Source organism: Variovorax ureilyticus (genome assembly GCF_050632185.1).
Lineage (GTDB): Bacteria > Pseudomonadota > Gammaproteobacteria > Burkholderiales > Burkholderiaceae_C > Variovorax > Variovorax ureilyticus_A.
Window position 1 is genome coordinate 1,822,959 of sequence record NZ_CP192579.1, and the last position, 19,193, is coordinate 1,842,151.

Sequence of the window (19,193 nt, forward strand, 5' to 3'; positions counted from 1 at the left end):
CTGAAAGGCGCTTCATGGAATCGCAGCTCGTCGAACTCGACCTGACCGACTGGAAAGCCGCAGTGCCCAACGAGGCATGGATCGCGGCGCTCGAGGCGGGCAAGGTCCTGTACTTTCCCCGGCTCGGGTTCGAGGTCCTGCCCGAGGAGCGGCCGTTGCTTTCGCCCGAGGTCCTGGCGCCCAAGGTGCGCAACATCAGTCTCGACGCACAAGGGCGGCTGAAAGGCGTGGCCGGGGACGAGGCGCGGCAGCAAGCGGTGGCAGCGATGGTCGGCCGCTTCCGCGCGCAGGCACAGCAGCTGATTCATGGTCTCCTGCCGCACTACACGCCGGCGCTGCGTCTGGCGCCGACCAGCTACAGGCCGGTGCAGGTGGAGACCCGCGTGCAGTCGTGGCGGGCAGATGACCGCCGTCTGCACGTCGATGCCTTTCCTTCGCGGCCCAACTACGGCGAGCGCATTCTTCGCGTCTTCACCAACGCCAATCCGGAGGGTGCTCCGCGGGTCTGGCGCGTCGGGGAGCCGTTCGAGGCGGTCGCGCGACGCTTCCTGCCGCGCGCCAAGCCCTACTCGCGCCTGCAGGCGCGGCTGCTGCGTGCCCTGCGGGTGACGAAGTCGCTGCGCAGCGAATACGACCATCTCATGCTGCAACTGCACGACGGCATGAAGTCGGACCTCGAGTACCAGAAGAACTCCGATCAGCAGACCGTGCCGTTTCCGCCCGGTTCCGTGTGGGTCTGCTTCTCGGACCAGACTTCGCACGCGGTCATGTCGGGCCAGTACATGCTCGAGCAGACGCTGCATCTGCCGGCTGCAAGGCAATACAATCCCGAATCGAGCCCGCTCGCCATCCTGAGCCGGCTGACCGGACGCACGCTCGTCTGATCATTTCTCTCCCATCGACCGCCGAACGGCAGCGTTCGGCGGTTTCGCTTTCTGGAGCAAAACTAGTGGCCACCATTCCGATTACCAAGCGCGGTGCCGAGAAGCTGCGCCAAGAGCTGCAAAGGCTCAAGACCGTCGACCGACCGGGCGTCATCAACTCGATCGCCGAAGCGCGTGCGCAGGGCGACATCAGCGAAAACGCCGAGTACGAGGCGGCGAAGGACCGTCAGGGCTTCATCGAGGGCCGGATCCAGGACATCGAGGGCAAGCTGTCGGCGGCCCAGATCATCGATCCGGCGCAACTCGACGCCGGCGGCAAGGTCGTCTTCGGCTCGACGGTCGAACTCGAGGACGAGAACTCCGGTGAATCCGTCAGATACCAGATCGTCGGCGAGGACGAAGCCGATCTGAAGCTGGGCCTCATCAATGTCTCGAGCCCGATCGCTCGCGCACTGATCGGCAAGGAAGAGGGCGATACCGCGGAGGTCCAGGCCCCCGGCGGCCTGAAGCGCTACGAGATCGTGGCGGTCAGCTACGTCTGAGATGCGGGCGAGCCGGATGAAGGACCGGATTGCGCTCATGCTTGCTGCCTTCTGGTGGGGCAGCCTGACGACGATCGGCTTTCTGGTGGTGCCGATGCTCTTCGCCCGGCTCGGCAATCCTGCCGTTGCGGGCAACTTCGCGGGCCAGTTGTTCGCGGCGCAGACCTGGGTGGCGCTGGCGTGCGGAGGGGTGCTGCTGGTCTATTTTCGGTCGCGGGCCGATGACCGGTTGACGGACTTCGAGCGGATCGCGGTCATCCTGATCGTGACCGCCCTGCTGCTCGCGCTGCTCCAGCAATACGCGGTCGCGCCGCACATCCTCGCACGCGAGAACCTCAGGCTTTGGCACTCGATCGGCAGCGGCATGTATCTCGGCCAGTGGGTGTGCGCCGGCGTCCTGCTGTGGCGGATGGGGCGCCCGCGGAACTGAATCCCGAATCCCGCCGGCGTCGACCCGTCAGGTCTGCCAGAACTGCGTGATCCAGCGCGCCGGCCGGATAAACCTGAAGCGACGGTTGCGCCGTCCCGCCAGCGCATCCGGGGGATTGCACTCCCCGTGGAACACCATGATCTTTGCGCCTTCCGGCACGAAGGGTTCCTTCCAGTAGTTCGTCGGCCACGTCGGGATGCCGTGGTACTTGAAGCTGGGACACCAGGTTTCGGGCCAATAGGCGAGGGTGCCCTTGCGATACATGAAATCGGACAGGTAAGTCTGTTCGTTTCGGAACTCCGCCTGCACCTTGTCCATGTTCTGGCGGAAGTAGGCCAGAACGTCCGGATGGGCCCCGATTTCGAACCGGTAGACCGAGGAGTTCCCGGTGATGCGCCGCCGCCGCCATGGGCGCTCGTAGTCGTGAATGATCAGGAACTTGCCCGGGTACTCGAAGAATTCGTCCAGGCTGCCGACGATCACGACGTCGAGATCGATGAAAAGCGCCGTCCCGTGCAACCCGTGGAGATCCTGCTCGAAGGTCGTGAGCTTCTTCCAGGCGCGGTCGACCCGGCCGGGGGCCAGTTCGAGATCGAGCGGCGGGATCGGAAAGCATTCGACTTCGTGGCGAATCCCCGCGCTGTTGTCGGTCAGGCAGACGAACTTGAAGTCGCCGCGGAGATGCCTGCGCACCATCGCGTACAGGCGATTGACGTACTCGGGGCCGTACTTGGTGCCCCACTTCATGCAGAGGATGTGGCGCTGCGCGCCTGCCGCGGTGTGGTGGGGCATCCTCAATCCGCCTGCCGCCGCTTCTTGACCGACAGGGGCTTGCGCGCCTTGGCGCGCTTGACGTTTCCGCCGGAGGTCAGGCGCTGGTTGCCGAGCACGCGCAACGTCTTGATTTCAGGCCGCTGTCCGCCGCGCTTGCTGTACTTGATGACCTTGACGTCGCGCGGGCCAGGCATGCGGTCCTCGTCGAGAACGCGCTCCTTCTCGGGAATGGGGCGCCACAGGACGAGGAGTTTGCCGATGTGTTGGATGGGCGCGGCGTTCAGGTCGTCGGCCAGCGTCTGGAGCATGGCTTCGCGCGCGGCCCGGTCATCGGAAAACACGCGCACCTTGATCAGGCCATGGGCCTTCAGCGCGGCATCGGCCTCCTTCTTGACGGCCGGGGTCAGGCCGTCGCCGCCGATCATGACGATCGGGTCGAGGTGGTGCGCTTCGGCGCGATGCACCTTGCGCTGCGCAGGGGTAAGTTGAATGGCGGGCATCCCCGTATTATCGATGTCAATGAATCCCAAACCGAAAGCGAAGAAGGTCAACCGGGCGTGGATCCACGACCACGTGAACGACCCCTATGTGAAGCTCGCCACCAAGGAAGGCTACCGGGCGCGCGCCGCCTACAAACTGAAGGAAATCGACGAAAGCTTGAGCCTGATCAAGCCCGGCCATCTCGTGGTCGATCTGGGCTCTGCGCCGGGTGCGTGGAGCCAGTACGTGCGGCGCAGGCTCTCGCCGGACGGCGCCGCGGTCGGTGAGCTTGCGGGCACGATCATCGCGCTGGACATCCTGCCGATGGAGCCGATCGAAGGCGTGACCTTCCTGCAGGGCGATTTTCGTGAAGCCGACGTGCTGGAACGGCTGTCCGAGGCGATGGCCGGCCGACAGGCCGACGTGGTCGTGTCGGACATGGCGCCGAATCTTTCCGGCATTGCCTCCGCCGATGCGGCGCGGGTGGCGCATCTCATCGAGCTGGCGATCGACTTTGCCCGCCACCACCTGAAGCCGGAAGGGGCGCTGGTGGCCAAGCTGTTCCACGGCAGCGGCTACAACGAGCTGACCCGGCTCTTCAAGGACAACTTCCGTGTCGTCAAACCGTTCAAGCCCAAGGCATCGCGCGACAAATCGGCCGAAACTTTTATGGTAGGCATCGGGCTCAAACCCTCCGATACGATTTGATACCGGTTTCCGCATGCATGGTTTTTCCTTAAGACCGCTCGCGCCCTATGGCTGCTATAGGGAAATCAGCCGGTTTTTCGGGTTGAAAAGCCTAAAATGAGCGTCAATTGGATGCCCACGGCGCCTTTTTTGTTTTCAGTGCTACGCGCTATCGACTGGAGCTTCGTTTGAACAATCAGTGGTTTTCCAAAGTTGCCGTATGGCTCGTCATCGCGATGGTGTTGTTCACTGTGTTCAAGCAGTTCGACACCCGCGGCGTTGCCGGCGCAGGCAGCATCGGCTATTCGGACTTCCTCGAGGAAGTGCGAAACAACCGAATCAAGAGCGCCACGATCCAGGAGGGCCAGGGCGGCAGCGAGATCGTCGCGGTCACGACTGACGACCGCAAGATCCGAACGACCGCCACCTACCTCGACCGGGGTCTCGTCGGCGACCTGATCGCCAACAACGTCAAGTTCGACGTCAAGCCGCGCGAAGAAGGCTCGTTGCTGATGACCCTGCTGGTGAGCTGGGGGCCGATGCTCCTGCTGATCGGTGTCTGGGTCTACTTCATGCGACAGATGCAGGGCGGCGGCAAGGGCGGGGCCTTCAGCTTCGGCAAGAGCAAGGCCCGCATGCTCGACGAGAACAACAACCAGGTGACTTTCGCCGACGTCGCCGGTTGCGACGAGGCCAAGGAGGAAGTCAAGGAGGTCGTCGACTTCCTGAAGGATCCGGCCAAGTTCCAGAAGCTCGGCGGCCGCATTCCGCGCGGCCTGCTGCTGGTCGGCCCGCCGGGCACCGGCAAGACGCTGCTGGCGAAAAGCATCGCCGGCGAAGCCAAGGTGCCTTTCTTCTCCATTTCCGGTTCCGACTTCGTCGAGATGTTCGTCGGCGTGGGCGCAGCCCGTGTCCGCGACATGTTCGAGAACGCGAAGAAGAATGCGCCCTGCATCATCTTCATCGACGAAATCGACGCGGTCGGCCGCCAGCGCGGCGCCGGCCTCGGCGGCGGCAACGACGAGCGCGAGCAGACCCTCAACCAGATGCTGGTCGAGATGGATGGTTTCGAAACCAACCTCGGCGTGATCGTGGTCGCGGCGACGAACCGTCCCGACATCCTCGATGCCGCCTTGCTGCGCCCGGGCCGTTTCGACCGCCAGGTCTACGTGACGCTGCCGGACATCCGCGGCCGCGAGCAGATCCTCAATGTCCACATGCGCAAGGTGCCGCTGGGCCAGGACGTCAACGCGAGCATCATCGCGCGCGGCACGCCCGGCATGTCGGGCGCCGATCTGGCCAACCTCTGCAACGAAGCCGCGCTCATGGCCGCACGCCGCAATGCGCGCGTGGTGGAAATGCAGGACTTCGAGAAGGCCAAGGACAAGATCTTCATGGGCCCGGAGCGCAAGAGCATGGTGATGCCCGAGGAAGAGCGTCGCAACACGGCGTACCACGAGGCCGGCCATGCGCTCATCGGCAAGCTGCTGCCCAAGTGCGACCCGGTCCACAAGGTCACGATCATCCCGCGCGGCCGTGCGCTGGGCGTGACCATGAGCCTGCCTGCGCAAGACCGCTACAGCTACGACCGCGAGTACATGCTGAACCAGATCAGCATGCTGTTCGGCGGCCGGATCGCCGAAGAGGTGTTCATGCACCAGATGACCACCGGCGCCAGCAACGACTTCGAGCGCGCGACCCAGATCGCCCGCGACATGGTGATGCGCTACGGCATGACCGAATCGCTCGGCCCGATGGTCTACGCGGAGAACGAGGGCGAGGTCTTCCTCGGCCGCTCGGTCACCAAGACCACGAACATGAGCGAGTCGACCATGCAGAAGGTCGACGCCGAAGTGCGCCGTATCATCGACGAGCAATATGCACTGGCACGCCGCCTGATCGAGGAGAACAGCGACAAGATGCACGCCATGGCGAAGGCGCTGCTCGAATGGGAAACCATCGACACCGAGCAGCTCGACGACATCATGGCCGGCCGCGCGCCGCGTCCGCCCAAGGATTGGACGCCGCGCGTCCCGCCGTCGGGCAGCGGTGGCAGTGGCGGCACGCCGGCGGTGAATCCCGATCCGACGCCGACCGCAGCCTGAGCTTCATGATGCTTTGTCGATCAGCGGGGCCTCTGGCCCCGTTTTTTCATGGGGACGCGGCATGATGGCCGCCTGGCAAACCACGCGCTTCGCGATCGAGCTCGGGCGCCCGCAGGTGATGGGCATCGTCAACGTCACGCCGGATTCGTTTTCGGACGGCGGCGCGCATGCCACGACGCAATCGGCCGTTCGTCATTGCGAGCAGTTGATCGACGAGGGTGCGGACATTCTGGACATCGGCGGTGAGTCGACCCGGCCGGGCAGTCCCGCGGTGCCGCTGGACGAGGAGCTGGCGCGCGTCGTGCCGGTCGTGCGCGAAGCAGTGAAGCTGCGCGTGCCGGTCTCGGTCGACACCTACAAGCCCGAAGTGATGCGTGCGGTGCTGGAACTCGGCGCGGACATCGTCAACGACATCTGGGCCCTGCGCCGACCGGGTGCGATGGAGGTGGTCTGCGCGCACCCGGCATGTGGGGTTTGCCTTATGCACATGCACCGTGACCCGCAGACCATGCAGGTTGCACCGATGAGCGGGGACGTGGTTGCGGCAGTGCGCGAGTTCCTCGAGGCGCAGGCAGGGGCGCTGATGACCCGGGGTGTGCAGGCGGAACGCATCGTCCTCGATCCCGGCATCGGATTCGGCAAGACCGTCCCGCAGAATTTCGCGCTGCTCGCGCGGCAGGGCGAATTGCTGGCATCGGGCCTGCCGCTCTTGGCCGGCTGGTCGCGCAAGTCCTCTCTGGGTGCGGTCACGGGCATCGAATCGGCGGGCGAGCGGATGGTGCCGAGCGTGGCCGCCGCGGTGCTGGCCGTGGAGAAGGGGGCGGCGATCGTTCGCGTGCACGACGTGCGCGAGACCGTCGCAGCGCTGGCCGTCTGGCGAGCGATGAACAGAGAACAACAGCGACAGGAAGCTCAGCAATGACAAGACAATATTTCGGCACCGACGGTATTCGCGGCACCGTCGGGCAGGCGCCGATCACGCCCGATTTCGTGTTGCGGCTGGCGCACGCGGTGGGACGCGTGCTCAAGCGGTCCGAGTCGCGGCCCACGGTCCTGATCGGCAAGGACACGCGCATCTCCGGCTACATGCTCGAATCGGCGCTGGAGTCGGGTTTCAACTCGGCCGGCGTGGACGTGGTGCTGCTCGGCCCGTTGCCGACACCGGGCGTGGCCTATCTCACGCGCGCGCAGCGTGCGAGTCTCGGCGTGGTCATCAGTGCCAGCCACAACGCCTACCCGGACAACGGGATCAAGTTCTTCAGCGCGCACGGGACCAAGCTCAGCGACGAGTGGGAGTTGGCGGTGGAAGCGGTCTTGAAGGAGGACCCGGTGTGGGTCGATTCCCGCAATCTGGGCAAGGCGCGGCGGCTCAACGACGCGCCGGGACGCTACATCGAGTTCTGCAAGAGCACCTTTGCCAACGACCTGACGCTCCGGGGCCACAAGCTGGTGGTCGACGCGGCGCATGGCGCGGCCTATCAGGTCGCACCCGCTGTCTTCCACGAACTGGGCGCCGAGGTGACCAGCATCGGCTGCGCCCCCGACGGCCTGAACATCAACAAGGGCTTCGGCGCGACGCATCCGCAGGCGCTCATCGAAGCGGTCAAGGCGCAGGGCGCCGACTACGGCATCGCGCTCGACGGCGATGCCGACCGTCTGCAGCTCGTGGATGCGAGCGGACGCCTTTTCAATGGCGACGAGTTGGTCTACCTGATGGCGATGGAGCGCGTCGCGCGCGGGGAGAAGCCCGCCGGCGTAGTCGGCACCGTGATGACCAACAAGGCGGTCGAGATGGCGCTGAAGGCGCAGGGCATCGAGTTCGTCCGCGCCCGCGTGGGCGACCGCTACGTGCTCGAGGAGCTCGACAAGCGCAGCTGGCTGCTCGGCGGTGAAGGCTCGGGCCACCTGCTGGCGCTGGACCGCCATACGACGGGCGATGGCATCGTGAGTGCGCTGCAGGTGCTGCAGGCTTGCGTGCGCAGCGGCCGGACGGTGGCCGAGCTGCTCGGCGGCGTGAAGCTCTACCCGCAGACGTTGATCAACGTGCGTCTTGGCGGGGGTCAGGATTGGAAATCCAACCAGGCGCTCGCGAACGAGATCGAACGGGTCGAGGCCGAGCTCGGCGATGCGGGTCGCGTGCTGATCCGGGCCAGCGGCACCGAGCCCTTGCTGCGCGTCATGGTCGAGGCCAAGGACGCCGCGCAATCCGAAGCTTGCGCGAAGCGCCTGGTTGCGGCGGTGGAGGCCGCGTGAGCGAGACGGTGATCGACATTCGCCTTGCCGACTATCGCGATCCGTCGCATGCGCAGGCGGTCGTGACGCTGTTGGATGCGTATGCGCGCGATCCCGCGGGCGGCGGCACGCCGCTCGAGCCCAAGGTGCTGGCCGAGCTGCCGGAAGCGCTCGCGGCGCGTCCGCAGGCTTTCAGCGTGCTCGCCTACGACGGCGAGCGGCCGGTCGGGCTCGTCAACTGCATCGAAGGCTTTTCCACCTTCGCTTGCAAGCCGCTGGTCAATGTGCACGACGTGGTGGTCCTCGAGAGCCATCGCGGCCGGCGTGTGGCACAGCACATGCTGGCCCGCGTCGAGCAGGAGGCGCGGGCCCGTGGCGCGTGCAAGCTGACGCTCGAGGTGCTTTCGGGCAACAGGAGCGCGCTGCGCGCCTACGAGCGCGAGGGCTTCGCGAGCTACCAGCTCGATCCCGCTTTCGGCAGCGCGATGTTCCTGCAGAAGAAGCTGTAAAAAAGCCGCCGGCACTTCGCAGTGCGGCGGCTTCGTTTCAGAAGGCTGCGTTCAGAAGCGCGTGACCGGCATCGTGTCGTCGGTCTTGCCGGTGCCGTACTTGCCCAGTTCCCATTTCGCGATCGCGTTGCGGTGCACTTCGTCCGGGCCGTCGGCGAAGCGCAGCGTGCGCGCGCCGGCGTAGGCGTAGGCAAGCGGGAAGTCGTCGCACATCCCGCCGCCGCCGTGCACCTGCATGGCCCAGTCGATCACCTGGCAGGCCATGTTCGGCGCCACCACCTTGATCATCGCGATCTCGGTCTTCGCGACCTTGTTGCCGGCGACGTCCATCAGCCACGCGGCCTTGAGCGTGAGCAGGCGGGCCATGTCGATCTTGCAGCGGGCTTCGGCGATGCGCTCCTGCGTCACCGTCTGCGACGCCACCGTCTTGCCGAAGGCGACCCGCGACGAGGCGCGCTTGCACATCAGCTCGAGCGCGCGCTCGGCCAGGCCGATCAGGCGCATGCAGTGGTGGATGCGGCCAGGGCCGAGGCGGCCTTGCGCGATCTCGAAGCCGCGGCCTTCGCCGAGCAGCATGTTGCCAGCCGGCACGCGCACGTTCTCGAAGTACATCTCGACGTGGCCGTGCGGCGCATCGTCGTAACCCATGACGTTGAGCGGGCGCGCGATGCGGATGCCCTTGGCGTCCGCCGGCACGATGATCATGCTCTGCTGCGAATGCTTGGGCGCTTCCGGGTCCGTCTTGCCCATGGTGACGAACACCTTGCAGCGCGGGTCGGCCGCACCGGAGATCCACCACTTGCGGCCGTTGATGACGTACTCGTCGCCCTGGCGCTCGATGCGCGTCGCGATGTTGGTGGCATCGCTCGATGCCACCTCGGGCTCGGTCATCGCGAAGGCGGAGCGGATCTCGCCTTCGAGCAGCGGCTTGAGCCAGCGGGCCTTGATTTCCTCGGAGCCGTAGCGCGCAATGGTTTCCATGTTGCCGGTGTCCGGCGCCGAGCAGTTGAACGCCTCGCTGGCCCATGGCACGCGGCCCATGATCTCGGCGAGCGGTGCGTATTCCTGGTTGGTCAGGCCCGCGCCTTCGTAGCCGGACGCGGCCGCACTGTCGACCGGCAGGAACAGGTTCCACAGCCCCTGGGCCTTGGCCTTGGCCTTGACCTTTTCCACCACGTTGAGTGCGCTCCAGCGCTTGCCGGCGGCGGTGTTGGCTGCCAGCTCGGCCGCGTACTCGGCTTCGGCCGGGTAGATGTTTTCTTCCATGAAAGCCGTGACGCGCTTCTGCAAGTCTTTGGTCTTGGCCGAGTAATCGAAGTCCATTTCGTCTCCTGGTGGGTAAGCGTTCAGGCGGCCGCCGCCGGGCTGCCCCAAGGCGAGCCGCGCCTCCCCTCGGGGGGTGGCGAATTACACGTAGCGCAGCGAAGTGAAAAGCCGGGGAATCATGCTTTTTCCGCGAATTGCCACGCCATTTCAGCCATCGGGCGCGCGCCGCGGCCGGAGGCCACCGCCTGTTCGCTCGAAGCCGTACCGGCCTCGACCCGCTTGGCGATGCCTTGCAGGATCGCCGCCATGCGGAACAGGTTGTAGGCCCGGTAGAAGTTCCAGTCGGGCGCCAGCGCTTCGGGCGTGGTGATGCCGGTGCGCTCGCAGTACTTGCGGATGTATTCGCTCTCGGTGGGAATGCCGAGGCTCTTCAGGTCCAGCCCGCCGATGCCGCGGAACGCTCCCGGCGGGATGTGCCACGACATGCAGTGGTAGCTGAAGTCGGCGAGCGGATGGCCCAGCGTCGAAAGCTCCCAGTCGAGCACCGCGATCGCGCGCGGCTCGGTGGCATGGAACATCAGGTTGTCGAGCCGGAAGTCGCCGTGGACGATCGACGTCAGCGTCTCGTCGCGCGCGCTCGCCGGGATGTGCGCCGGCAGCCATTCCATCAGCCGGTCCATCTCGGGGATCGGCTGCGTGATCGAGGCGACGTATTGCTTGCTCCAGCGGCCGATCTGCCGCTCGAAGTAGTTGCCCGGCTTGCCGTAGTCGGCGAGGCCGCGTTCAGCGAATTTCACCGTATGCAGGGCCGCGATCACGCGATTCATCTCGTCGTAGATCGCGGCGCGCTCGGCGTTGCTCATGCCGGGCAGCGACTGGTCCCACAGCACGCGGCCCTGCATGAACTCCATGACGTAGAAGGCGCGGCCGATCACCGACTCGTCCTCGCACAGGCAGTGCATCCGCGGCACCGGCACGTCGGTGCCGGCAAGGCCGCTCATGACCTTGAACTCGCGTTCGACCGCGTGCGCCGAAGGCAGGAGCTTGGCGACGGGACCCGGCTTCGCGCGCATCACGTAGCTCTGCGTGGGCGTCACCAGCCTGTAGGTCGGATTGGACTGCCCGCCCTTGAACATCTCCACCGTCAGCGGGCCTTTGAAACCGTCGAGGTTCTTTTCGAGCCAGCGGGTGAGTGCGTCGACGTCGAACTGGTGCTGCGGGGAGACGGCACGCGTGCCGACGAATTTGTCGAAGTCCTGGGTCATGTCTCTGTGATTTATTGATCGGCTTCCGAAATGCGCATCAGCGCCGCGCGGTCGAGCACCACCAGTCCGCCCGGTTCGATGCGGATCGCTTCTTCGCGCTCCATGGCCTTGAGTTCCTGATTGACGCGCTGGCGCGAGGCGCCGAGCAATTGCGCGAGTTCTTCCTGCGCGAGGTGCAACCCGATCCGCATCTGATTGCCATCCGCGAGATTCGGCACACCGTAGCTGCGCACCAGATGGATGAGCTGCTTCGCGAGGCGCGCGCGCAGGGGCAGGGTGTTCAGATCCTCGACCAGCCCGAAGAGCTGCCGGATGCGGCGTGCCTGCAGCCGCATCAGCGCTTCGTAGAGCTCGACGTGGTTGGCGAGGATCTTCTGGAAGTCCGCGCGCGCCACGCAAAGAATCGTGGAATCCCCATGCGCGTACGCATCGTGCGTGCGCCTGTCCCCATCGAACATCGCCACGTCGCCGAACCAGATGCCCGGCTCCACGTAGGTCAGCGTCACCTGCTTGCCCGACACGGCGGTCGAGCTCACGCGGACCGCGCCCTTGGCGCAGGCGATCCACTGCTCGGGCGGATCGCCGCGCGCGCAGATCAGATCGCCGTCCTTGTATCGCTTGACGAATGCACATCGGAGGATGTCGTGGCGCAGTGATGGAGAAAGAGAAGAAAACCAGCGACCACTATTGATCGCTTCACGTTCTTCGATGGTAAGAATCGGGTCGTCCATGGACTGTCCTGTCGGTGACTGAAATGCCTGGGGTTGTCACGAGCGCGACGGCACGCTATTCGTAGCGCGGCGTCTCTTTCGAAAGGAAGGCGGCAATGCCGATGCCCGCGTTGGCGTGATGGAGGTTGCGCACGAAGTGATCGCGCTCCTGCGCCAGGTGCGAAGCCAGAGAGGCCCCGCGCGCCTCGCCGAGCAGTTCCTTGATGCTGGCCATCGAGTTCGGTGCACGCGCATTGATCTTTGCCGCCAGTGCGAGCGCACCCGCGAGCGCCTGCCCGTTCTCGACGAGTTCGTTGACGAGGCCCAGCGCATGCAGGCGCGCGGGTTCGAGCCGCTCGCCCAGCATGAGCCATTCGCTCGCGAGCTGGCGGGGCAGGGCGCGCGCCAGATGCCAGCTCAGGCCGCCGTCCGGCGAGAGAGCGACGTTGCTGTACGAAGCCGCAAAGACCGCGTCGCGCGCCGACACCACGAAGTCGCAGGCCATCGCGAGAGAGAAGCCTGCGCCGGCTGCAGCCCCCTCGACCGCGGCAATGACGGGCTTTGGAAAAGTACGGATCGTGTCGATCCATGTGTGCAGTGCCTCGATGCTTTCGGCCTGTACCGATGGATCGAGCGCGCGGTTGGCCTGCAGGCGCTGCAGCGAGCCGCCAGCGCAGAACCATTTGCCTTCGCCGACCATGACGACGCTGCGGATCTCGGTGTTGTTCTCGGCGCCGTTGAAGGCCTCGATGCCGGCCGCGTACATCTCGGGCCCGAGCGCATTGCGCTGCGACGGATTGGACAGGGTCAGCACCATGGTGCTGCCTTCGGTGGTGCTCTTGAGCTCTGCGGTCATGGTTGTCGTCTCTTACTCTTCTTGATGGGTGAGGCTCAGGCCGAGTGCGCCGCGACGGCGCAACCACGGGCTCGGGCGGTAGCGGGGATCGCCGTACACGGTCTGGAGGTTGAACAGGATTTCCAGCATGTTCGTCGGACCGTACAAATCGCCCATGGCCAGCGGCCCCTGCGGGTAGCCGAGGCCAAGTCGCACCGCCAGGTCCAGATCGGCCGGCGTGCAGACGCCCTGCTGGCACATGTCGCACGCGATGTTGACGATCGTCGCGACGACGCGCTGGGTGACGAAACCGCCGCTGTCGCGGATCACGCTGACCGCCTTGCCGTCGTGCGCAAACAGCGCATGGGCTGCGTCGCGCATGTCGCGGCGCGTGGCCGGGTTGGTGGCGAGCACCCGCCGCTTGGTGGCAGCATCGTCGACCATCATGTCGATGCCGACGGTACGGGTCGCGTCGAGCCGATCGACGGCCGCGACGGTCGTGACGTCGAAGCCCAGCGGCGCGACCAGGATCAGCGCGGAAGGCGAGGGCGTGGCACCGCTTTCGAGCTGGGCGCCGAGGGCATGCACGAGCTTGAGCAACTCGGGGCGCCGTGCCGCACGCGGCGAAACCCAGACCGGGGGAATCGTGTCGACCGAAGGCACGGGCGGTTCTGCAACCTGCTGCATCGCGCCGTCGGGATAGCGGTAGAAGCCCTCGCCGCTCTTGCGGCCCAGGGCGCCGGCCGCAAGCCGCTGCGCCGTGATCACGCTGGGGCGGTAGCGCGGCTCCTCGTAGTACTGGCGATAGATGGACTCCATCACCGGATGAGAGACGTCGAGCGCGGTGAGGTCGAGCAGCTCGAACGGCCCGAGGCGGAAACCCGCCTGGTCTTTGAGGATGCGATCGATGGTGGCGAAGTCGGCTACGCTTTCTCCGGCGATGCGCAGCGCCTCGGTGCCGTAGCCGCGCCCCGCGTGATTCACGATGAACCCGGGCGTGTCCTTGGCCTGCACCGGGCTGTGGCCCATCTGCGTGGCGTAGCCGGCCAACTTGCGGCAGATCTCGGGATCGGTCTTGAAGCCCGCCACCACCTCCACGACCTTCATCAGTGGAACCGGATTGAAGAAGTGGAAGCCGGCCATGCGTTCCGGATGCGCGAGCCCCGCGGCGATGGCGGTCACTGATAGCGATGAGGTATTGCTCACCAGCGTTGCCGATGTCGAGACCACCGTCTCGATCTCGCGGAACAACTTTCGCTTGACCTCGATGTCCTCGACGATCGCCTCGATCACCAGGTCGCAGCCAGCGATGTCCTGCATCGATCCGACCGCGTGCACGCGGCCCGAAAGCGCCTCGAGCTGCGCGGCGTCGAGCTTGCCTTTCTCCTGCAGCTTGCGCCACTGGGCGAGGATCGCATCGCGGCCCCGCTCGGCGGCCCCTTCGAAGCTGTCCAGCAGCAGAACCTGGCTTCCGGCTTGTGCTGCGATCTGGGCGATGCCTCGGCCCATGGCGCCTGCGCCGATCACGGCGGTATTGGAAAAGTTCACGGTCATTTGATAATTGTCTCTCGGTGAATGGAGGGGCCTGACCACCATGTCAGAATGCGTCAACTTTTGATTGCTTCTTGCATCCGATTTTGCAACTCCCACGCTTTGCGGCGAGCCTGCTCCTCCTCGGAGTCGCCCTCGAATCATCCGCCTTGACGATCGGGCGCCCGCAAGGCGCCGTCTGGATCGGCAAGCCGATCGACGTGGTGATTCCGCTTGCGCTCGACGCGGCCGAGGCCGGTAGCTCACTGTGCCTCGGCGCCGAGGTGCTGCAGGGCGACGCGCCCATGCTCGAACGCAGGGTGACCGTCTCCCTCGAATCCGGCAGCAGCCCGGGCAACTCCAACATTCGCGTGCGTACGACCGTGCCGGTCGACGAGCCCGTCGTCACCATCACGGTTCGCGCTGGCTGCGACATGAAGTCGACACGCAACTACGTGCTGCTGGCCGACGTGCCTTCCGATCTCACGCCGCCGGGTGTTGCCGTGGCAGGGGCGCGTCCGTCGGCCGATGGTGCCCCGGTGCCGAGGCCGACCGCACGTCCGACATCTCGCATGGCGGGTGGGGGCGGTGGCGGTGCCGCCAGCCAGGATGGCTCGGGAAGCTCGACCGTCCGCCGCGCCGCAGCCCGTTCTTCAGCGGAACGCGAAAGCACCGCTCAGGCCGCATCGCAGGCAAGTGCCCCCGCTGCGCCCGCGCCGCGTCGGGCCGCGCCGATTGTTCCGCGCGCGGTGCCGGCTGCGCGGCCAACCGCCGCGGCGCCACCAAAGACCGAACCCGTTGCTGCGGGACCCCGGCTCCAGGTCGATGCGCTCGAGCCTGAGCCGGCCAAGGAAAGCGGGCTGAAGACCACCCCCAGATCGTGCCTCCGCCCACCGAGGATCCCGCGCGCCGTGCGGCGGCCGCTGCGCTGTGGGGCGCAATGAATCCCGCCGCCGAGCAGGCGCAGCGCGAGAATCAGCGCAACAAGGAACTTGAAGCCACGCTGGCCACGCTGCGCGAACAGACCGCGCAGAACCAGCGCGCGCTCCTCGAGTTGCGCAGCGAACTCGCGCAGGCCCGCGAAAGCCAGTTCCGCAACCCCTTGGTCTATGCACTGATCGGCGCGCTGCTGCTGGCGTTGATCGCTTTGCTGCTGATGTGGCGCGCGAGTCGCCGTGCCGCGGCTTCCGCGTGGTGGCGCGAGTCGGTGCTGCAGCCCGAAGGCGGGGATGGGGCCAAGCGGCTGCGTCGCGATGGTGGTCTGCTCGATGACGACGAATCGGGCACCGACGCCGAGGACGAACCGCCGAGGAAGCGCACGCTCGGCATGACGACCTTCGGCGCCACGCCCTTTGCGCCTCTGGAGCCGGACGGCGACGACGTCGCGCCGCCGCCGCCGCCGCCCGCGCGGGCACTCGAAGGTGCGGCGGTTCGGCCGGTCAACACCGAGGAACTGTTCGATGTGCAGCAGCAGTCGGACTTCTTTCTTTCGCTCGGCCAGCAAGACCAGGCGATCGACGTGCTGCGAGAACACATCGCCGCCAATCCGGGGACGAGTGCGCTGGCGTATCTGGACCTGCTGCGCATCTACCATTCGCTCGATCGCCGCGAAGACTATGCGCGGCTCGCCGAGGAATTCGAACGCGCCTTCAACGCGGACGTGCCTCCTTTCGACAAGTACACCGACGCTGGCAAGGGCCTCGAGCACTACCGCAGCGCACTCGCGCGCATCGAGTCGCAATGGCCTGCGCCGAGCACGCTGGCACTGATCGAGGAGCTGATCTTCCGCAAGCCCGGCGTCCACGAGGAAGGCGCCTTCGATCTCGCGGCGTACCAGGAACTGCTTCTGCTGTACGCCCTTGCGAAGGAGGTGATCGAGCCCGATACGGCGCCGCCCGCCGAGGTCGCGCCTGCGCCGTTTACCGACACGCACTCTGCGACCGCCACGGCGTCGCTCTGGCCCGACACGGTGCCTCCCGTCATGCCGGACGGGCCGACCTTGCCCCCGTCGATCTACGGCTCGATCGACGACAGGCTCCATCACGACACCGTGATGGTTCCGGACACACCGATCCCCCTGCACACGACGAGGAGCGCGACACGCCACCGCGCGTCGTGCCCCCGCCCGAACTGGACCTCGCCGAGTTCGACAAGACGGCCTACGAGACCATGCCGACGCCGATCGAGCCCCCAAAGCCGCCGGCCCCGTCGAGCGATCCGCACGTCATCGATTTCGAGCTGTTCGATCCGACCACGGAAGCGGAGATCGCGCCAAAGAGCAAGTCGATCAAGCGTTGATGGCCAGGGTGCGCGTTCGCGCCCTGTCGACGGAGATGCTGAGTGCAATGGCGGCAAGTACCGTCACCAGGCCGACCCAGTTCATCCAGTCGATCGCGCCATGGGCGAGCAGCCAGCCGCCCGCACCGGCGCCGAGGGCCCGGCCAATGTAGATCCCGGAACTGTTCAGTGCCACCGATCCCGGTGCCAGTGAGGGTGAGAGCGACACCAGCCGCGCCTGCTGCGCCGAGTTGGTCGCGAAGCAGCCCAGTCCCCATGGCGTGAGGAGGATCGCCAGCCAGACCAGGCTGACACCCAGAGGCCACAGAAGCAGGCTCAGCGCGATCAATGCCGTGGTCACCAGGACCATGCGCGATGCGCCGATTCGATCGATGTGGCGGCTGACCAGCATGTTGCCCACCACGCCGCAGGCGCCGAACCATGCCCAGACCAGCCCGAGCTGGGTTGCGTCGGCGCCAAGCCGCTCCCGAAGAATCGGTGCGAAGTAGCTGAACAGCACGAACTGGCCGGAGCCTTGCAGCGCGGTCACGCAGACGACGCCCATGAGAAGGGGACTCTTGAAGACCCGCGCCCAGGCATCGCGTGACAACGCGGGGGGCGGATGCCGGACGGCAGCTTGACCCAGATCCAAATCGCGCTCACCAACGCGAGCAGCGCAATGGCGGCGAAGGCCGCTCGCCAGCCAAGGTGGCCTCCGATCAGTGCACCGAGAGGAAGCCCCAGCACCGAGGCCATGGACCATCCCAGGAAGACGAAGGTCACGGCACGCCCGCGTTGCTCCGCCGGCACCAGCAGCCCCGCGCACGCGGCGGCCTGCGCCGTGAAGATCGCCGGAGCGATCACCGTCAACATGCGAACCGGCAGCAGCGCGCCGAAAGTGGGCATCAAGGTCGCGAACAGATGGCCGCACGCATACCAGAGCATCGTGCAGGCGAGCAGTACGCGCCGGTCCCAACCGGCGACCACTGCGGCAAGCAAGGGTGCCCCGACGCACATCACTGCGGCCGCCGCCGTGATCAACTGGCCGGCCGTCGCCGCGCTGATCTGGAGCGAAGAACTGAGCTCGTTGAGCGTGCCGGGCACCACCATGACGCCGGTGCCGATCACGAAGTTGCCCGCCAGCAGGGCCCACAAGGCGGCTGGCAGTGCAGGCTGCTTCAACGGCGGACCTGCAGCGCGCCGGGGTTGACGATGTTGGTCGGGTTGCCTTTGATGAAGCTCACCACGTTGTCGAAGGCCTGCCCGAAGTACAGCTCGTAGCTCTCCTGTTCGACATAGCCGATGTGGGGCGTGCAGATGCAGTTCTCGAGCCGAAGAAGGGCGTGTCCCTGCAACGGTGGTTCGCTTTCGAAGACGTCGATCGCAGCGAGACCGGGCCGCCCGCGATTGAGCGCCGCGAGGAGTGCGTCCTGCTCCACCAGCTCGGCACGCGAGGTATTCACGAACAGGGAGGTCGGCTTCATGCGCGACAGATCCTCGAGCGTCACGAGGCCACGGGTTTCCTCAGTGAGTCGGAGATGGAGCGACAGCACATCCGCCGCGGCGAAGAAGGTTTCACGGTTCGGCGCCACCTGAAAGCCGTCTGACCGTGCTTTGGACAGACTCTGCTCGCGTCCCCAGATGACCACCTGCATGCCGAACGCCTGGCCGTAGCGCGCGACGAGCTGGCCGATGCGGCCGTAGCCCCAGATGCAGAGCGTCTTGCCCTTGAGCACCGAGCCCAGCCCGAAATTCGGCGGCATGGATGCCGACTTGAGCCCCGATTGCTGCCAGGCGCCGTGCTTCAGGTTGCTGATGTACTGGGGCAGTCGACGCATCGCTGCCATGATCAGCGCCCATGTGAGTTCCGCCGGCGCTTGCGGGGATCCCGTGCCTTCGGCCACCGCAATGCCAAGCTCGGAACAGGCGTTCACGTCGATGTGGCTTCCGACGCGGCCGGTTTGGGAGATGAGCCTGAGCTTGGGCAGCTTCTCGATCAACTGCCGCGAGATGTTGGTGCGCTCCCGGATCAGCACGATCACCTCGGCATCCTTGAGGCGAACCGAGAGCTGGCCGATACCCTTGACGGTGTTGGTGTAAACCTTGGCCGCATAGGCGTCGAGCTTGGAGGCGCACTGCAGCTTGCGTACTGCGTCCTGGTAGTCGTCGAGGATCACAATGTTCATGGTTTGCATTGTGCCTTGCACGACTCGCAGGCTGTGTCGGCGTGTTGCCCGGCGTCGTGTGTCGCACACAACGCCGGGTGGGGGTGTCAATGCATGCGAGCGCAATGCCGGGCCGTGTCTGCGGCTTCCAGTGCGGCCAGGCGATCGAGCTCTGCGCAGACATCCGCCATGCGGCCGGAGATGACCACGCGACCCGGGTGCCGATGGGGCTGCTGCGCATCGACCATGCGGACGACTCGCAGTGGACGCGCGCTGGCGGACGTATCCCGGCCCGCCGGGCCCTGCCGCGGCGCGCAGCTCGGCCTGACGCCGACATAGCGCAGTCCTGATGAATTGATGTGACGCGAGCGCCGTGCCGGCATCCAGCGATCGGCCAGCGACTGCAGGGGCGTGAACAGGTCGACGATGCTGAGAAGAGCGATTCCCATGTGAACTCCGGAGGGTAGAGATTGAACACAGGCAGGATTGCTTTCGTCGCCTC

20 protein-coding genes are annotated in these 19,193 nt (G+C 66.1%); 9 read left to right on the forward strand and 11 right to left on the reverse strand.

Going from position 1 to position 19,193, the window contains the following annotated elements:
* Positions 1-14: 14 nt before the first annotated feature.
* From ACQ858_RS09005 to ACQ858_RS09015, 3 genes are all read left to right on the forward strand, one after another.
* Positions 15-884, forward strand: a complete 870-nt coding sequence (locus ACQ858_RS09005) for a Kdo hydroxylase family protein (RefSeq protein ID WP_431276360.1) — start codon at positions 15-17, stop codon at positions 882-884.
* 65 nt (positions 885-949) lie between these two features.
* Positions 950-1,426, forward strand: coding sequence for a transcription elongation factor GreA (gene greA / locus ACQ858_RS09010; RefSeq protein ID WP_431276361.1), 477 nt, complete (start codon positions 950-952; stop codon positions 1,424-1,426).
* A gap of 16 nt (positions 1,427-1,442) precedes the next feature.
* Positions 1,443-1,856, forward strand: coding sequence for a DUF4149 domain-containing protein (locus ACQ858_RS09015; protein ID WP_431276362.1), 414 nt, complete (start codon positions 1,443-1,445; stop codon positions 1,854-1,856).
* A gap of 27 nt (positions 1,857-1,883) precedes the next feature.
* Here ACQ858_RS09015 and ACQ858_RS09020 read toward each other — a convergent pair whose 3' ends face one another.
* Complete coding sequence (locus ACQ858_RS09020) at positions 1,884-2,648, reverse strand: glycosyltransferase (RefSeq protein WP_431276363.1); 765 nt, start codon at positions 2,646-2,648, stop codon at positions 1,884-1,886.
* Positions 2,649-2,650: 2 nt separating this feature from the next.
* Positions 2,651-3,130, reverse strand: a complete 480-nt coding sequence (locus tag ACQ858_RS09025) for a YhbY family RNA-binding protein (protein WP_431276364.1) — start codon at positions 3,128-3,130, stop codon at positions 2,651-2,653.
* Between the two features lie 19 nt (positions 3,131-3,149).
* On the opposite strand from ACQ858_RS09025, the gene ACQ858_RS09030 reads away from it, so the two are divergent.
* The 5 genes from ACQ858_RS09030 to ACQ858_RS09050 all read left to right on the forward strand — a co-directional run bounded on the left by ACQ858_RS09030 (position 3,150) and on the right by ACQ858_RS09050 (position 8,643).
* Entirely contained in the window at positions 3,150-3,818 is a 669-nt protein-coding gene (locus ACQ858_RS09030; protein WP_431276365.1) for an RlmE family RNA methyltransferase, read from the forward strand.
* A 167-nt stretch (positions 3,819-3,985) separates the two neighbouring features.
* The gene (gene ftsH / locus ACQ858_RS09035) at positions 3,986-5,902 is read left to right on the forward strand and encodes an ATP-dependent zinc metalloprotease FtsH (protein ID WP_431276366.1); all 1,917 of its coding nucleotides are present in this window, start codon (positions 3,986-3,988) and stop codon (positions 5,900-5,902) included.
* A gap of 64 nt (positions 5,903-5,966) precedes the next feature.
* The gene (folP, locus tag ACQ858_RS09040; RefSeq protein WP_431276367.1) at positions 5,967-6,824 is read left to right on the forward strand and encodes a dihydropteroate synthase; all 858 of its coding nucleotides are present in this window, start codon (positions 5,967-5,969) and stop codon (positions 6,822-6,824) included.
* Positions 6,821-8,155 (forward strand): phosphoglucosamine mutase, encoded by a 1,335-nt coding sequence (gene glmM / locus ACQ858_RS09045; RefSeq protein ID WP_431276368.1) that lies wholly within the window; start codon positions 6,821-6,823, stop codon positions 8,153-8,155. The genes folP and glmM overlap by 4 nt, the downstream gene beginning before the upstream one ends.
* The gene (locus ACQ858_RS09050) at positions 8,152-8,643 is read left to right on the forward strand and encodes a GNAT family N-acetyltransferase (RefSeq protein ID WP_431276369.1); all 492 of its coding nucleotides are present in this window, start codon (positions 8,152-8,154) and stop codon (positions 8,641-8,643) included. Before glmM ends, ACQ858_RS09050 begins: the two co-directional genes overlap by 4 nt.
* 51 nt (positions 8,644-8,694) lie before the next feature.
* On the opposite strand, the gene ACQ858_RS09055 is transcribed toward ACQ858_RS09050, so the two are convergent.
* The 5 genes from ACQ858_RS09055 to ACQ858_RS09075 all read right to left on the reverse strand — a co-directional run bounded on the left by ACQ858_RS09055 (position 8,695) and on the right by ACQ858_RS09075 (position 14,273).
* Positions 8,695-9,966 carry an acyl-CoA dehydrogenase family protein gene (locus ACQ858_RS09055; protein ID WP_431276370.1) on the reverse strand — a complete coding sequence of 424 codons (1,272 nt, stop codon included), beginning with the start codon at positions 9,964-9,966 and terminating at the stop codon, positions 8,695-8,697.
* A 119-nt stretch (positions 9,967-10,085) separates the two neighbouring features.
* A complete protein-coding gene (locus ACQ858_RS09060) occupies positions 10,086-11,174 on the reverse strand; it encodes a phosphotransferase (protein WP_431276371.1) in 1,089 nt (362 codons plus the stop codon).
* Between the two features lie 11 nt (positions 11,175-11,185).
* Positions 11,186-11,905 carry a Crp/Fnr family transcriptional regulator gene (locus ACQ858_RS09065; RefSeq protein ID WP_431276372.1) on the reverse strand — a complete coding sequence of 240 codons (720 nt, stop codon included), beginning with the start codon at positions 11,903-11,905 and terminating at the stop codon, positions 11,186-11,188.
* Positions 11,906-11,960: 55 nt separating this feature from the next.
* Positions 11,961-12,740 (reverse strand): oxepin-CoA hydrolase, alternative type, encoded by a 780-nt coding sequence (locus ACQ858_RS09070; RefSeq protein WP_431276373.1) that lies wholly within the window; start codon positions 12,738-12,740, stop codon positions 11,961-11,963.
* Positions 12,741-12,752: 12 nt separating this feature from the next.
* Entirely contained in the window at positions 12,753-14,273 is a 1,521-nt protein-coding gene (locus ACQ858_RS09075) for a 3-hydroxyacyl-CoA dehydrogenase (protein WP_431276374.1), read from the reverse strand.
* Positions 14,274-14,419: 146 nt separating this feature from the next.
* Between ACQ858_RS09075 and ACQ858_RS09080 the strand changes: the two genes are divergently transcribed.
* Positions 14,420-15,193: a type IV pilus assembly protein FimV gene (locus ACQ858_RS09080; RefSeq protein WP_431276375.1), complete on the forward strand. Its 774-nt coding sequence runs from the start codon at positions 14,420-14,422 to the stop codon at positions 15,191-15,193.
* Positions 15,194-16,536: 1,343 nt separating this feature from the next.
* On the opposite strand, the gene ACQ858_RS09085 is transcribed toward ACQ858_RS09080, so the two are convergent.
* The 4 genes from ACQ858_RS09085 to ACQ858_RS09100 form a co-directional block, all read right to left on the reverse strand.
* On the reverse strand, positions 16,537-17,091 hold the full coding sequence (locus ACQ858_RS09085) for an MFS transporter (protein WP_431276376.1): 555 nt from the start codon (positions 17,089-17,091) through the stop codon (positions 16,537-16,539).
* Positions 17,073-17,708 (reverse strand): MFS transporter, encoded by a 636-nt coding sequence (locus tag ACQ858_RS09090; RefSeq protein ID WP_431276377.1) that lies wholly within the window; start codon positions 17,706-17,708, stop codon positions 17,073-17,075. The genes ACQ858_RS09085 and ACQ858_RS09090 overlap by 19 nt, the downstream gene beginning before the upstream one ends.
* Complete coding sequence (locus ACQ858_RS09095) at positions 17,705-18,712, reverse strand: D-2-hydroxyacid dehydrogenase family protein (protein ID WP_431276378.1); 1,008 nt, start codon at positions 18,710-18,712, stop codon at positions 17,705-17,707. The genes ACQ858_RS09090 and ACQ858_RS09095 overlap by 4 nt, the downstream gene beginning before the upstream one ends.
* Positions 18,713-18,798: 86 nt before the next feature.
* Positions 18,799-19,140 carry a hypothetical protein gene (locus ACQ858_RS09100; RefSeq protein WP_431276379.1) on the reverse strand — a complete coding sequence of 114 codons (342 nt, stop codon included), beginning with the start codon at positions 19,138-19,140 and terminating at the stop codon, positions 18,799-18,801.
* Positions 19,141-19,193: the final 53 nt, after the last annotated feature.

Coding starts and splice junctions, on each gene's coding strand:
- ACQ858_RS09030 (WP_431276365.1), top strand. CDS start 3,150: ATGAATCCCAAACCGAAAGCGAAGAAGGTCAACCGGGCGTGGATCCAC.
- ACQ858_RS09055 (WP_431276370.1), bottom strand. CDS start 9,966: ATGGACTTCGATTACTCGGCCAAGACCAAAGACTTGCAGAAGCGCGTC.
- ACQ858_RS09060 (WP_431276371.1), bottom strand. CDS start 11,174: ATGACCCAGGACTTCGACAAATTCGTCGGCACGCGTGCCGTCTCCCCG.
- ACQ858_RS09015 (WP_431276362.1), top strand. CDS start 1,443: ATGAAGGACCGGATTGCGCTCATGCTTGCTGCCTTCTGGTGGGGCAGC.
- ACQ858_RS09085 (WP_431276376.1), bottom strand. CDS start 17,091: ATGGGCGTCGTCTGCGTGACCGCGCTGCAAGGCTCCGGCCAGTTCGTG.
- ACQ858_RS09065 (WP_431276372.1), bottom strand. CDS start 11,905: ATGGACGACCCGATTCTTACCATCGAAGAACGTGAAGCGATCAATAGT.
- ACQ858_RS09005 (WP_431276360.1), top strand. CDS start 15: ATGGAATCGCAGCTCGTCGAACTCGACCTGACCGACTGGAAAGCCGCA.
- ACQ858_RS09025 (WP_431276364.1), bottom strand. CDS start 3,130: ATGCCCGCCATTCAACTTACCCCTGCGCAGCGCAAGGTGCATCGCGCC.
- ACQ858_RS09020 (WP_431276363.1), bottom strand. CDS start 2,648: ATGCCCCACCACACCGCGGCAGGCGCGCAGCGCCACATCCTCTGCATG.
- ACQ858_RS09070 (WP_431276373.1), bottom strand. CDS start 12,740: ATGACCGCAGAGCTCAAGAGCACCACCGAAGGCAGCACCATGGTGCTG.
- ACQ858_RS09100 (WP_431276379.1), bottom strand. CDS start 19,140: ATGGGAATCGCTCTTCTCAGCATCGTCGACCTGTTCACGCCCCTGCAG.
- ACQ858_RS09095 (WP_431276378.1), bottom strand. CDS start 18,712: ATGAACATTGTGATCCTCGACGACTACCAGGACGCAGTACGCAAGCTG.
- folP (WP_431276367.1), top strand. CDS start 5,967: ATGGCCGCCTGGCAAACCACGCGCTTCGCGATCGAGCTCGGGCGCCCG.
- ACQ858_RS09075 (WP_431276374.1), bottom strand. CDS start 14,273: ATGACCGTGAACTTTTCCAATACCGCCGTGATCGGCGCAGGCGCCATG.
- glmM (WP_431276368.1), top strand. CDS start 6,821: ATGACAAGACAATATTTCGGCACCGACGGTATTCGCGGCACCGTCGGG.